The following is a 13,078-nucleotide window of genomic DNA, read 5'->3' as shown; positions in this document are numbered from 1 at the left end:
AAATAACTCACATGCGTTCTTTTTTTGATCACAGTTGCTCGTTAAGGTTTAGATCGATTGGGAGTACCGATTAGGACGAGATCATTCTCGCAGCCGGTATATCCCATTGACATATCCCTGCATTGTCCTATGCTTCCAACTGCATTTAGTTGAGGACTTGCACATGGAACAAACCACCCTTTTCATGAGCAACCGCAGCCAAGCGGTCCGGCTACCCAAAGCAGTGGCGATGCCAAGCGACGTAAAGCGTGTAGACGTGATCGCCATAGGCAGAGCCCGCATCATCACGCCGGCGGGCGAAGCGTGGGATAGCTGGTTCGATGGCGATAGCGCGACAGCAGATTTTATGGCAGAGCGTGAGCAACCTGCCGATCAGGAGCGCGAGTCTTTCTGATGATCAAATTCATGCTCGATACCAACATCTGTATTTTCACCATCAAGAATAAACCCCAGATCGTTAGAGAGGCTTTCAACCTTCATCACGGCCAGCTTTGCATTAGTGCAGTCACGCTGATGGAACTGATCTATGGAGCAGAAAAGTCATCCGCCCCGGAGAAAAATCTCGGAGTCATCGAAGGATTCTGTGCCCGACTTGAGGTTTTACCTTTTGGTTATGACGCTGCAGCACATACCGGAATGATCCGGGCAGAACTGGCAAAGATAGGCAAGCCAATAGGCCCCTACGACCAGATGATTGCCGGCCATGCCCGTTCCCTCGGGCTGATCGTAGTCACTAATAACCTGAAAGAGTTCGAAAGAGTCCCCGGACTGCGCATTGAGGATTGGACCACTGTGACGACGACAGGGTTGTAACTTCGGTGGCTTGAAGTTAAAAAACAGCTCAATCGAGGCCCAATGCGGGAGTGAGCCTGCTCACGATGAGGCCATCAACCTCACATCTCCGTTGGCTTCTCTACCGCTATCGCGAGCAAGCTCGCTCCCACAGGTTTACGACTACTTTCTCGCTCAGGAAACTACGGAGTATTGCTTCACAGCCCTGAAGTACAGGCGGATTTCGAAACTGCATGGGCCAGCTTCAAAGAGGTTCTCAAAATACTGTGGGATCTCAAGGACGCGCCCGAATAATCCAACAGACTTTTGATTGCGGCAACGCTCATCCGGTTAACCCTTCCAACCCCCGCCCAAAGCTGGCACCATCGCGCCTTTTTTTACGCGACTCCCCGGACTTTTCACCGGTAAACAAGGTTCAAACAGCCGTTCGGTTGTTGATGGCGCGACAGTCTGCTGCGTCGATGCGACAAACTGCCGCACATCACCGGTTTACCGCCCGTAGCGCTGTTGGCTGCCATTCGGACGCATGCTAGCTTGGCCGCCTCGCCAAGGAAGGCAGCCAACAGCAAGGGAGCACATACCATGAGGACCGCACATGGCCCAGGCCACGCCCGCGCTTGAAATCCGCAACCTGCACAAACGCTACGGACAGTTGGAGGTGCTCAAAGGCGTCTCGCTGACCGCCCGCGACGGCGATGTGATCTCGATCCTCGGATCCTCCGGGTCCGGCAAGTCCACGTTCCTGCGTTGCATCAACCTGCTGGAAAACCCCAACCAGGGCCAGATCCTGGTGGCCGGCGAAGAGCTCAAGCTCAAGGCCGCAAAGAACGGTGAACTGGTGGCCGCCGACGGTAAACAGATCAACCGCATGCGCAGCGAGATCGGTTTTGTCTTCCAGAACTTCAACCTTTGGCCGCACATGAGCGTGCTCGATAACATCATCGAAGCGCCGCGCCGGGTGCTTGGCCAGAGCAAGGCCGAAGCCGTCGAAGTGGCCGAAGCCCTGCTGGCTAAAGTCGGTATCGCCGACAAGCGCCACGCCTACCCGGCCGAACTGTCCGGCGGCCAGCAACAACGCGCCGCCATCGCCCGCACACTGGCGATGCAACCCAAGGTGATTCTGTTCGACGAACCCACCTCCGCCCTTGACCCGGAAATGGTCCAGGAAGTACTTAGTGTGATCCGCGCCCTGGCCGAAGAAGGACGCACCATGCTGCTGGTCACCCACGAAATGGGATTCGCCCGTCAGGTTTCCAGCGAAGTCGTGTTCCTTCATCAAGGCCTGGTCGAGGAGCAAGGATCGCCACAGCAGGTCTTCGAGAACCCGCTTTCGGCGCGCTGTAAACAATTCATGTCCAGCAACCGCTAACGGAGCAGTACACATGCAGACCTACAAGAAATTCCTCCTGGCCGCAGCGGCCAGCCTGGTCTTCTCGGCCAGTGCCATGGCGGCCGACAAACTGAAGATGGGCATCGAAGCGGCGTATCCGCCATTCAATAACAAAGATGCCAGCGGCAACGTGGTCGGCTTCGACAAGGATATTGGCGACGCCCTGTGCGCCAAGATGAAAGTCGAATGCGAAGTGGTCACTTCCGACTGGGACGGCATCATTCCGGCCTTGAACGCCAAGAAGTTCGACTTCCTGATCTCCTCGCTGTCGATTACCGAGGAACGCAAGCAGGCCGTGGACTTCACCGAGCCGTACTATTCCAACAAGCTGCAATTCATCGCGCCGAAGACCACCACCGATTTCAAGACCGACAAGGCGTACCTGAGCGGCAAGACCATTGGCGCACAACGCGCGACGCTGGCTGGTACCTGGCTGGACGATCGCAACATGGAAGATGACTACAACGTAAAGGTCACGCTCTACGACACTCAGGAAAACGCCTACCTGGACCTACTCTCGGGCCGCGTTGACGCCATCCTGGCGGACAAATACGTGCAATACGAATGGCTCAAGAGCAAAGACGGCGGCGCCTACGAATTCAAAGGCGAGCCAGTGGTGGAAAGCGACAAGATCGGTATCGCCGTGCGCAAGGGTGACGACGATCTGCGCAACAAGCTGAACGCCGCGCTCAAGGAAATCGTTGCCGACGGCACCTATAAAAAGATCAACGACAAGTACTTCCCGTTCAGCATCTATTGATACTGACGTGCCTGGCCGGCACCGCTTTATTGCGGCGCCGGCCCTTAGCCAAGCCTGCCGCGATATGAACAAACACCCATGATGATCGATCTCTACGGATTCGGTCCGGCGCTCGCCGCCGGCGCGCTGATGACCGTCAAGCTGGCACTGTCGGCCCTGAGCCTGGGGCTGGTGCTCGGCCTGCTCGGCGCCTTGGCCAAGACCTCGCCGTACAAGCCGCTGCAATGGCTGGGCGGCACCTATTCGACACTGGTTCGCGGCATCCCGGAATTACTCTGGGTGCTGTTGATCTATTTCGGCACCGTCAACCTGATGCGTGCCCTGGGCGAGTATTTCGGCAAACCCGACCTCGCCCTCGACGCCTTCGCCGCCGGGGTCATTGCCCTGGGCCTGTGCTTTGGCGCCTACGCCACCGAAGTGTTTCGCGGCGCGATCCTGGCGATCCCCAAGGGCCACCGTGAGGCTGGCGTTGCCCTGGGCCTGTCGAAGTGGCGGATCTTCACCCGGCTGATCATGCCGCAGATGTGGCGCATCGCCCTGCCTGGCCTGGGCAACCTGTTCATGATCCTGATGAAGGACACCGCGCTGGTCTCGGTGATCGGCCTGGAAGAGATCATGCGCCATGCGCAAATCGGCGTGACCGTGTCCAAGCAACCGTTCACCTTCTATACGGTTGCAGCGTTCATGTACCTGGGCCTGACAGTGCTCGCCATGATCGGCATGCACCTGCTGGAACGACGCGCCGCCCGTGGATTTACCAGGAGCACCCAATGAACTGGGACGTCATCATCAAGTGGCTGCCGAAGCTGGCCCAAGGCGCGACACTGACCCTGGAGCTGGTGGCCATCGCCGTGATCGCCGGCCTGCTGCTGGCAATTCCACTGGGCATCGCCCGCTCTTCGCGCCTGTGGTACGTGCGGGCATTTCCCTACGCCTACATCTTCTTTTTCCGTGGCACACCGCTCCTGGTCCAGCTGTTCTTGGTTTACTACGGCCTGGCGCAGTTCGATGCCGTGCGCAGCAGTGCAATGTGGCCGTACCTGCGGGACCCGTTCTGGTGCGCCACGGCCACCATGACCCTGCACACCGCCGCCTATATCGCCGAAATCCTGCGCGGCGCAATCCAGGCCATCCCCCGGGGCGAGATCGAAGCCGCGCGGGCCCTGGGCATGTCCCGGCCAAAGGCGTTGCTCTACATCACGCTGCCCCGCGCCGCGCGCATTGGCCTGCCGGCCTACAGCAACGAAGTGATCCTGATGCTCAAGGCCAGCGCCCTGGCGAGCACCGTGACCTTGCTGGAACTCACCGGCATGGCCCGCACCATCATCGCCCGGACCTACTTGCCGGTGGAGATCTTCTTCGCGGCCGGCATGTTCTACCTGCTGATGTCCTTCCTGTTGGTGCAAGGCTTCAAGCAGCTGGAGCGCTGGTTGCGCGTCGATGCCTGCCAAGGGCGCTGACAGCGGCGTGCTGACGGGCGAGGCCCTGCTCGCCCGCTTTGCCGCGCTGGACGTTTTTCTCACGGCGCACCAGGCGCTGTGGAAACCGCGTCCGTTCACCCATCTGCAACTGCCCTGGGAAACGTCCCACCCGAAATTATCCCAATGGCTACGCCAGCGTTCGCTGGAAGCTGCAGAAAACGACCATCATCAGCCGTGGTTGATGGAAGACGCGCCAACGCCATTCCCGGAACTGGCCGCTATCTCCCGTGCATTGAGCGCTGTTGCACAATTGCCGGCCAGCACGCTCCAAGCACCAAGCCATCGCCTCAACGTCGACGTGCCCGGACGCAAATGGCAGCAGATCGAAGCCTTCGCCAGCCGCCTGCACTTCACCACCCAACCGACCCATTGGCTGGATTGGTGCGCCGGCAAAGGCCACCTCGGGCGACGCCTATTGCACGCTGAGCAGCAACTGACCTGCCTGGAGTACGACCCCGCACTGGTCGCCAACGGCCAACACCTGAGCCAGCGCCATCACCTGTCCGCCACGCACCTGCAACAAGACGTGCTGGCGGCGGACGCCGCCCAAGCGCTCCACCGCGAGCACACGCCTGTAGCCCTGCACGCCTGCGGCGACCTGCATGTGCGCTTGATGCACCTGGCCAGCGCCGCGGGTTGTGCACAACTGGCTATCGCGCCGTGCTGCTACAACCGCATCAGCAGCGAGCATTATCAAGCGCTGTCCGACGCGGCCAAGGGCTCTGCCCTACAGCTGTCGCTCGACGATCTCAGCCTGCCGCTGACCGAAACCGTCACCGCTGGCGCGCGCGTCAGAAGACAACGGGACCAATCCATGGCCCGGCGCCTGGGCTTCGACCTGCTGCAACGACAAATCAGAGGGCGCGACGACTACTTGCCCACCCCCTCGCTGCCCAGCGCCTGGTTGGAAAAATCCTTCGCCCAATACTGTACCGACCTGGCGGCCCTCAAAGACTTATCCACAGTCGGCGCGCCTGATTGGGTCGCCTTGGAAGCAGCAGGCCATCAGCGCCTGTCCGAGGTGCGCAACCTGGAGTTGCTGCGAGGCCTTTTCCGGCGCCCCCTGGAACTTTGGCTGGTACTGGACCGAGCGCTTTTCCTTTCTCAAAAAGGCTACGAGGTTCGCCTCGGCACCTTCTGCGAAACACCGCTGACGCCGCGCAATCTGCTGTTGCTGGCAGAACGTTGCTGAGACGAAACACCCTGTGGATAACTCTGTTGATGAAATAAACCTGGATCCAAGAAATTCGCCATTTCCTGACCCAATCAACGCTGGTCATTTTTTGTTCACATGGATAAAAAACCATGAAAACAGGGATTTGCGACGAAACGCGAAAGCGGTCACAAAATCGCAAGGTTCCACCGGCCCCATCCTGCCCGTTGTGCATAAGCGTCTAAGCAAAACGACATAACCGCCGAATTCAGTGCTGTGCCGCGCCAATAATTGCGTCCACCACGCCCGTGCTATACAACAGCCCCACGTATCGTGATTGACATAATGCCGACACACGCAAGGACTGGCCGTGACGTTCATTTCCTACGCACAGAACTTCGAAGACATACGCCTGTGGCGCGCCCTTCAATCGGTGGAAAACGGCTTTTACCTCGACGTCGGCGCCAACCATCCGACAGATGATTCGGTTACCCGAGCGTTCTACGACCGCGGCTGGCGCGGCATCAACATCGAACCGGTGCCGGCTTACTACGACGCCCTCTGCCAACAACGTCCTCACGACATCAACCTGCAATGCGTGGCCGGCGAAAACGCTGAAAGCCTGACCTTCTACACCATCGCCGACACGGGCCTTTCCACCGTAGAAGCCAGCGTCGCCCAACAACACCGCGACGCCGGCATGGACGTACGCAACCAGACCGTCCAATCCCGCACCCTGGTCTCCATCTGCGAGCAATACGCCCAGGACCGCCCCATCCACTTCCTGAAAATCGACGTCGAAGGCCACGAAGAAACCGTCCTGCGCGGCATGGACTTCAGCCGCTGGCGCCCCTGGATCATCCTCATCGAAACCCCATGGGCCCGCGACCAGAGCTGGGAAACCCTGGTGACCGGCGCCGGCTACCAGTCCATCCTGTTCGACGGCATCAACACCTACTACCTCGCCGAAGAACACCTGGCCCTCAAACCCGCCTTCGACATCCCCCCGTGCAACCTCGACGGCTTCCAACTCTGCAAAGGCCACAAATTCAGCCACCCCATCGACGACGCAGACCAACAGCTCAGCGCCGCCCTGCAACGGGCTGAACAGGCCGAAGCCCAACTCCAGGCCATGCAAAACAGCCGCACCTGGCGAGCCCTGAACAAACTGCGCAACCTGCTGCACCGCGCTTGAGTATGGGCAGTGCAAAAATAGTCAGAATTCAGGGGTTTACAGAACGCACCCAATCGCTATAATCGTCGCCCACACGCCGGTATAGCTCAGTTGGTAGAGCAACTGACTTGTAATCAGTAGGTCCCGGGTTCGACTCCTGGTGCCGGCACCATACAAAACGAAGCCCTCGCAGAAATGCGAGGGCTTTGTTGTTTCTGCTATACGTAATAAGCCACGTAACAACGATGGGTATCGATTGCACGGTCTGTAGCACAGATAACACGGAGATCCAATCATCAGCAGCCGACGGGGATAGGAATGAACTGGAAGGGCCTGGATTGGAAATTCTATGCAAGCATGATCGCGACGGTTGCGAGCATAGTGATCCCTGTATACGTATGGCAATCCGATCTCTCGGCGCATTCACTCGAATTGAAGCTGCGGTCAACCACCGCTCTGCAGCCGGCGTCAGATATTCAAGAATTGCAGATATTTCTGAACGGGGAAAAACTTGAATCCCCGTATCTGTCCTCCTTTGAACTAGTGAATACCGGCTCTAAGTCGATTTTAAGCTCAGACTTTGAGACGCCCATCCAGTTGACTGCGACGACTGGCCTGAAGGTCGTTAGCGCACAAATTACGAGCACGAACCCGAGAAGCATTCCGGTCAAGATAACTTTCGATGAACAACGGGCTGTGATCGCTCCATTCCTGTCGAATCCCAAAGACACCGTTACCTTCTCGATCATCACATCTGGTGATTGGCCGAGGTTTGAGCATCAAGCGCGTATTGCGGGCGTAAAAGAAGTCACGTTCCAGGATTCCTCAAACGGGGCATTACCATACTTTCCCGTGCTCCTTATTCTGTCGGGCCTCCTATTGGTTTCTGTGAACCTTATCTATACGCCAGCTGCGATTATGGGCATGGACATTTTAGTGACAAGGCGGCTTGCCACCTTCACTGGTGTGAGCAGCATGATTGGCTCATCAACTGCGATGTCTGCTGGGATTACTCAGTTGGACTCACTCTCCGAGGCTTGGCGAATTGGAATTGGCGCTATCGTTCTCGCGGTGGGCACTGCCATAGCCGTTAAAACGTTCCACAATATGCGCTAAAGACAGTCATCCTCACGCGCCCATTGTTTTCAAGGATTCCAGACGTATCAGCTTGAGTCTCAGCCTGGTTGATAACGGCTCCAGGACAGCGTGCACATAAGCGAGCAGCTGCGGGAGCGCAATCCTACCGCCACCCTCCCCGATAGCCATGCCCTTTTTATGTTGATCCACGGGAAACGGGTATTTCTAGTAAGATCTTTCCTGTTCACGCTAGAAGCTAGGAACCACGAGGCTTGTTGAGGATATGATGAGGTAACTTTAAAGTAACATTGAGTAAGGTCATTACTTTATACCTAAGTTAGAAATCACTAAAAAATATCATTATAATTCAACTAGTATAACAAAATCACTTTCCTCATTACTCAAAAAGCTAGTGCCAAGTAAGTGCTCACAAACCGCATCGCACGGGCTCCAGCTGATTCTTCACCTCTCTTATGCCTACATTACTTGCTTCCGTGGGTCACCTGAAAAAAGACCTTCACACATCTCTCTTGGGCGTTCATAACGCAGGAGGTGTGCGCAGGGTGCTGCGGTTTTTTTCAGCCCCTGCTTGCTCAGGAGAAGCCCGCCGGGCGCTACCGGGGAGTGGTTACAGGGCTGCAGAAATTAAGACCGGTTTGGACCGCAGACGTGGTGGGGGGATGACGGCGCGTGCCGCTCAAGAAACAGCCTTGTAGCACGTCGCTATCCCGAACAACCGAACGAATTTTGTGACTTCTCTGCTTCAGAAGTTAGGACCACCGTAAGCGCCAGCCGCCAGCCGCCAGCCGCCAGCCGCCAGCCGCCAGCTCACAATACTGTATGTACATACAGCAAAATTTGATGCAAACTGACGCGGTCGGTGCGAGATTACGCCGATCGATTTGTTGGGATCCAATCACCCACTGTGCGTTGACAATCCACTATCGAACGTAGACGGTAGCCGCCTGTCGAATAAAGTGTGGCTTAGATGCCTAGCGCCTTACAAAGGTATGTCATAAAGCCATAAATGATTGACAAGGGATTTGACTTGTTGATAATCGCCGTCCAGAGTTGTCCTAGGTTGTGGATAAGTTTCTTGACAACCTGTGCGTAACGTTCATGGATGATTGCTCCGCATGAACATGTCCGGAGAAAAAAATGGCCTTTAACGAAAGAAAAGCTGCCCAGATGGCTGCTTTTTTCCTTCATCAAGGTGGAGGAAAGCTCGAAGTATTGAAGCTGATGAAGCTTCTTTATCTTGCTGATCGCCAAGCGATGGATTGGTACGAGCAGCCAATTTCGGGGGATCGGATGGTTTCCATGCCCAATGGACCTGTCCTGTCCCGAACCTTGGATTTGATGAACGGTAGTCGCCCCACGGTCGAAGACGGCTGGCAATGCTGGGTCGCGGACCGAGAATCCTACGAGGTTGCCCTACAGCCTTGTCATTTAGAAAATGGCAAGCTGTATTTAGGTGCGCTCAGCCAAGCCGAAATTGAGGTTCTCAATGCGGTTTGGGCTGACTTCGGTGGGATGGGTAAATACGATTTGGTGGATTACACACATGATCGTTGTGCCGAATGGAAGGATCCTTGCGGATCATCACGCCCAATAAGCTACGCGGACGTGTTTTTGGCTCTTGGCCGTGATGGGGTGGAAGCAGAAGAAGCAGCTCAAACCCTGGAAGGCCAAGACACAGTGGATAGGATATTCGCGAGCCTTTAATGTTTATAGCTACCCGTAGAGCCACCGTTTTGGTTCCCAGTGGGACCCCTCAAAGGCCAGACCTGAAACACCTGTTTATCCTCCTCAACGACCCTTTTGGGGAGGATCAATTGGTTTTGATAGTAAGTATCTCTACTGTCAAGGCGGGTGGTAGGCACGATCAAACATGTCTCCTATATCCGGGAGATCATCCCTTTATACAAGTACCGAGCTTCGTTATGTACGGGATGAGTAGGCTTGAGCCAGCGAAAAAATTGATCAAAGCTGTTGACCAAGGCATTTTTGTCCCTAAAGACCCGATAGATGGCGGTATTTTTGCCCGAATCTGCAACGGTGTTCTCGACTCAGCATTTACAGCAGCCGAATTCAAAGCTTTTTTCTCAAAGATTTGGACCCGATGAGAGAAGCCGAGCCCACTCGCTATGCTTTTCTTTCAGACTCCCAGTTCACGACGAACCTATGTTGACGCACCGGTTCGTTGCATCGTTTGCTGCGCGGGACTTTTACGCCTCCCCGCCCACCTCATAAGGTTTGAATCTCATAATCTCTTCATCCAACCATTCGTTTAGCTGGGTCATCCGCGTCTGAATGGGTTCCAGCTCATTGGCAGCATAGATCTGCGCCGCCTCCCTGATCGACCGAAACCCACCCGCATGCCCTGCACCTGGTAGAACTGCCCCACGCTGCCGACCACCAGGTAATGCACCTTTTTACTCACCCCGCCAACAATCAAACCGCCACGCTCCTCGACCAATGCCTGGCAATCTTTGCGTGGTCCAAAAGCCATGACGCCTGTAAATACAAACAATCGGCCATCCCACACCAAATCAGGGGCAGGGGCAGGGGAATTGAATGGAAGGTCCGTCTGAGCAAAGGCAACAGCTATGCCGTCCTTCGGTTTCTCAATACTCACTCCAGAAAAACCACGCAGGATGTTAAGCAGCTCAAGAGACTCGTCCGGGTCCAGAGCATCGTCCTGAAGCATGGACGCCAAACGCGAATAGAGCAGATTGATCACAGGGTCATTCAAATGCGCGAGGTTGTTTTCTAACCATTGCTTTAGAAAGATCGCTTCGTTGGTGCTCACGATACCGTCCGCCGTAAAGCCAGCAGCCAACCCAACTAAGGCATCAGCGGCGCGGCGATCGATGCGGGGGCGGTGCGGTGCGGTGGAAGAATTTACTGTTTTCGAATTCGTTGCGTAGGTCCATTCCGGGTTCCTTAGGATGGGCATCGGCTCAACGCTAAAGCATTATCGGTTGGGGAAATGTTGTGTTCAAACCGAGCACTCCTGCGTGCCCCCCTTTTTTTGATCGATAAATAAATCCGTCCCTTTTTACAGAGAGCCCTGCAGATCATATCAACCGCCACGCATAGGCGTAGCAAATCCTTCCATCGTGTAGTAGCATTTTGACATGCGGCGGAGTACCGCGCCCCGCCTCTTTGAAGATCTATAGTGGAAAGGAGAGAGCATGAAGGATCAAATTCTTGGCGGATATATCGAAAATTTTAAAAAAACCAATAGCCTTGAGAAATTAGACGAAGCAGTTCTATTTGAGCACTTCGTTAATTTTTGTATCGTCTCCAAACAGTATCCGAGGGACTTTGAGTATAGCTCGATCCATGTCGGCGGCTCAAATGATATCGGTTTAGATGGTGCCGCTTTTCTCGTCAATGGAAACATAATAAGAAACCAGGAAGACATTCCTTATTTCCTAGATAAAAATGGATATCTAGACGTATCCTTTACGTTCATACAAACGAAAAAATCACCAAAATTCAATGGCGATCAAATTGGCAACTTAATATTTGGAATAAAAAGTTTTTTTGACTCAACTCCCGCAATCCCAGAAAACGACGAAATAAAAAACCTTAGGTCAATTAAAGAAGAAATATATCGTAGTTCATTAAACTTCCAAGACGCGCCCGTTCTAGATCTATATTTTGTGACCACTGGCGAATGGAACAGTCCAGAACAGATAACTGGGCGCGTCAAAAGGGAGCTAAAAGAGCTTGAAAACAATAGTTTATTCTCTAACATAAAATTCAACTTCATTGACGCAACCATCTTAAAACAAATATACCGAGAAATAAATAGAAAAACCATCAAAGAAATAGAGTTTAGCAACCACGTATCACTACCGGAAATACCGGGTGCTCGGCAAGCTTGGATTGGCAGCATAAGGGCAAAAGATTACGTTAGCCTTATATCGGACTCAGAAGGAAAGCTTCAAAAATATTTATTCGAGGATAACGTTCGAGATTTTCAAGGAGGAAACAAAGTAAACGCTGGAATAAAGTCAACCATCTCAAACCAGGCTGACCAGGGCAATCTTCCGGTATTCAACAACGGAGTAACAATTATATCAAAAAAAGTCGACCTAATTAACAAAAAGGCAAAGCTCACCGACTTCCAAATAGTAAATGGATGCCAAACCAGTTATGTGCTACACGAAAACGCCAAGGCCTTACTAGACGACACGCATATCGTTATAAAGATCATCGAAACAACTGACTATGAATTTGCTAGCAAAGTAGTCAAAGCGACTAACCGTCAGACTGAAGTAAGGGACGAAGCTTTTGAATCACTTTCACAGTTCCACCGTGATCTCGAAGAGTTCTACAAAGCAAAGTCTCACACTACAAAAAACCCTATCTACTATGAGCGACGCTCTAAGCAATATGGCGGAGAACCGACTGTCCAGTCCAGCCAAATTGTAACCCTTCCCATACAGATAGCTGCTTATGTTGCTGCGCAGTTTGCACAACCACAAAGCACTCATCGTTATTACGGCGAACTTTTGAACAGCAACAGAACCAAAATGTTCAAGGCAAATGAAAAGTTTGAGCCATACTATATTTCTGCCTTAATACTAAAGAGAGCAGAAAATCTTTTCAAATTAGAGACACTGCATGGCGACTTACGCCAACTAAAGTATCATCTAGTATATTTAGTTTACCAATTTTACGAAAAAAAACGCAAACTCGTAAAAGGGTATGATTACTCCAACATGATTGAAGAACTAGACAACTCAGACATCTATATCCCCACACTCCAAGCTGCAGCAGAATCGATAAAAAGGACGATGAACTCCTTAAAAATGCAAGGGCATGAGGCTGCAAGGAGCAAAGTTTTTACTGATAGAATACGAGAAGATCTCGATACCATATAGACGCTTATTTTTCATCACGCGTTACGAGAATGAGCCGCAGCTACTTTTAGATCAGCACGTGCGGCTAATTCTTTTTAAGAATTAGCCGCCATCTTAAAACCATGAGTTTTAGCGTGCCCTCCCCCAGAGCAGCCTTAGTAATAACCCAGATTCGATTCCATTGAACGTCAGAACTAGCTGATTTACCTATAACTAGTGTTTGAGGTACACCAGATTTCCCACCCAATTCCGGACACGTGGAAAATCTGGCGCTGTTGACCGCGACCATTCGTCTGGGCCCCAAACAACCTCTTCACAGAAATAACATTATTACTTCAGGGGCGGTACTGCGCTTGATCCCGGTGCATTTCACG

11 protein-coding genes, 1 tRNA gene and 1 pseudogene are annotated in these 13,078 nt (G+C 53.5%); 12 read left to right on the top strand and 1 reads right to left on the bottom strand.

All coding sequences use genetic code 11. The annotated features are described in order from the left end of the window. The first annotated feature begins 163 nt into the window (after window positions 1-163). The 11 genes from vapB to AC09SL_RS12430 all read left to right on the top strand — a co-directional run bounded on the left by vapB (window position 164) and on the right by AC09SL_RS12430 (window position 9,552). On the top strand, window positions 164-394 hold the full coding sequence (gene vapB / locus AC09SL_RS12480) for a type II toxin-antitoxin system VapB family antitoxin (RefSeq protein ID WP_058546214.1): 231 nt from the start codon (window positions 164-166) through the stop codon (window positions 392-394). Then, window positions 394-813, top strand: coding sequence for a type II toxin-antitoxin system tRNA(fMet)-specific endonuclease VapC (vapC, locus tag AC09SL_RS12475; protein WP_058546213.1), 420 nt, complete (start codon window positions 394-396; stop codon window positions 811-813). Before vapB ends, vapC begins: the two co-directional genes overlap by 1 nt. 574 nt (window positions 814-1,387) lie before the next feature. Then, the gene (locus AC09SL_RS12470; RefSeq protein WP_003196795.1) at window positions 1,388-2,161 is read left to right on the top strand and encodes an ABC transporter ATP-binding protein; all 774 of its coding nucleotides are present in this window, start codon (window positions 1,388-1,390) and stop codon (window positions 2,159-2,161) included. A 13-nt stretch (window positions 2,162-2,174) separates the two neighbouring features. Further along, window positions 2,175-2,942 (top strand): ABC transporter substrate-binding protein, encoded by a 768-nt coding sequence (locus AC09SL_RS12465; protein ID WP_058546212.1) that lies wholly within the window; start codon window positions 2,175-2,177, stop codon window positions 2,940-2,942. A 78-nt stretch (window positions 2,943-3,020) separates the two neighbouring features. After that, window positions 3,021-3,716: an ABC transporter permease gene (locus AC09SL_RS12460; RefSeq protein ID WP_064106967.1), complete on the top strand. Its 696-nt coding sequence runs from the start codon at window positions 3,021-3,023 to the stop codon at window positions 3,714-3,716. Next, entirely contained in the window at window positions 3,713-4,402 is a 690-nt protein-coding gene (locus AC09SL_RS12455; RefSeq protein ID WP_058544989.1) for an ABC transporter permease, read from the top strand. Before AC09SL_RS12460 ends, AC09SL_RS12455 begins: the two co-directional genes overlap by 4 nt. Then, window positions 4,383-5,615 carry a methyltransferase gene (locus tag AC09SL_RS12450; RefSeq protein ID WP_058544988.1) on the top strand — a complete coding sequence of 411 codons (1,233 nt, stop codon included), beginning with the start codon at window positions 4,383-4,385 and terminating at the stop codon, window positions 5,613-5,615. The genes AC09SL_RS12455 and AC09SL_RS12450 overlap by 20 nt, the downstream gene beginning before the upstream one ends. Window positions 5,616-5,946: 331 nt before the next feature. Beyond that, window positions 5,947-6,771 carry an FkbM family methyltransferase gene (locus AC09SL_RS12445; protein ID WP_058544987.1) on the top strand — a complete coding sequence of 275 codons (825 nt, stop codon included), beginning with the start codon at window positions 5,947-5,949 and terminating at the stop codon, window positions 6,769-6,771. Between the two features lie 75 nt (window positions 6,772-6,846). Continuing rightward, window positions 6,847-6,922, top strand: a tRNA-Thr gene (locus AC09SL_RS12440). A 146-nt stretch (window positions 6,923-7,068) separates the two neighbouring features. Further along, on the top strand, window positions 7,069-7,866 hold the full coding sequence (locus AC09SL_RS12435) for a hypothetical protein (protein WP_058544986.1): 798 nt from the start codon (window positions 7,069-7,071) through the stop codon (window positions 7,864-7,866). Window positions 7,867-8,985: 1,119 nt separating this feature from the next. Next, complete coding sequence (locus AC09SL_RS12430) at window positions 8,986-9,552, top strand: Panacea domain-containing protein (RefSeq protein ID WP_231139245.1); 567 nt, start codon at window positions 8,986-8,988, stop codon at window positions 9,550-9,552. A 676-nt stretch (window positions 9,553-10,228) separates the two neighbouring features. On the opposite strand, the pseudogene AC09SL_RS12425 reads toward AC09SL_RS12430, so the two are convergent. After that, window positions 10,229-10,763, bottom strand: a pseudogene (locus AC09SL_RS12425) (BRCT domain-containing protein); the annotation flags it as partial. Window positions 10,764-11,024: 261 nt separating this feature from the next. On the opposite strand from AC09SL_RS12425, the gene AC09SL_RS12420 reads away from it, so the two are divergent. Next, entirely contained in the window at window positions 11,025-12,725 is a 1,701-nt protein-coding gene (locus tag AC09SL_RS12420; RefSeq protein ID WP_058544984.1) for an AIPR family protein, read from the top strand. Window positions 12,726-13,078 lie beyond the last annotated feature (353 nt).

Source organism: Pseudomonas sp. PF05, assembly GCF_056521845.1.
Note: the sequence above shows the minus strand (reverse complement) of the source record. Positions and strands in the feature narration are given on the sequence as shown.

Coding starts and splice junctions, on each gene's coding strand:
- vapB (WP_058546214.1), top strand. CDS start 164: ATGGAACAAACCACCCTTTTCATGAGCAACCGCAGCCAAGCGGTCCGG.
- vapC (WP_058546213.1), top strand. CDS start 394: ATGATCAAATTCATGCTCGATACCAACATCTGTATTTTCACCATCAAG.
- AC09SL_RS12470 (WP_003196795.1), top strand. CDS start 1,388: ATGGCCCAGGCCACGCCCGCGCTTGAAATCCGCAACCTGCACAAACGC.
- AC09SL_RS12465 (WP_058546212.1), top strand. CDS start 2,175: ATGCAGACCTACAAGAAATTCCTCCTGGCCGCAGCGGCCAGCCTGGTC.
- AC09SL_RS12460 (WP_064106967.1), top strand. CDS start 3,021: ATGATGATCGATCTCTACGGATTCGGTCCGGCGCTCGCCGCCGGCGCG.
- AC09SL_RS12455 (WP_058544989.1), top strand. CDS start 3,713: ATGAACTGGGACGTCATCATCAAGTGGCTGCCGAAGCTGGCCCAAGGC.
- AC09SL_RS12450 (WP_058544988.1), top strand. CDS start 4,383: ATGCCTGCCAAGGGCGCTGACAGCGGCGTGCTGACGGGCGAGGCCCTG.
- AC09SL_RS12435 (WP_058544986.1), top strand. CDS start 7,069: ATGAACTGGAAGGGCCTGGATTGGAAATTCTATGCAAGCATGATCGCG.
- AC09SL_RS12430 (WP_231139245.1), top strand. CDS start 8,986: ATGGCCTTTAACGAAAGAAAAGCTGCCCAGATGGCTGCTTTTTTCCTT.
- AC09SL_RS12420 (WP_058544984.1), top strand. CDS start 11,025: ATGAAGGATCAAATTCTTGGCGGATATATCGAAAATTTTAAAAAAACC.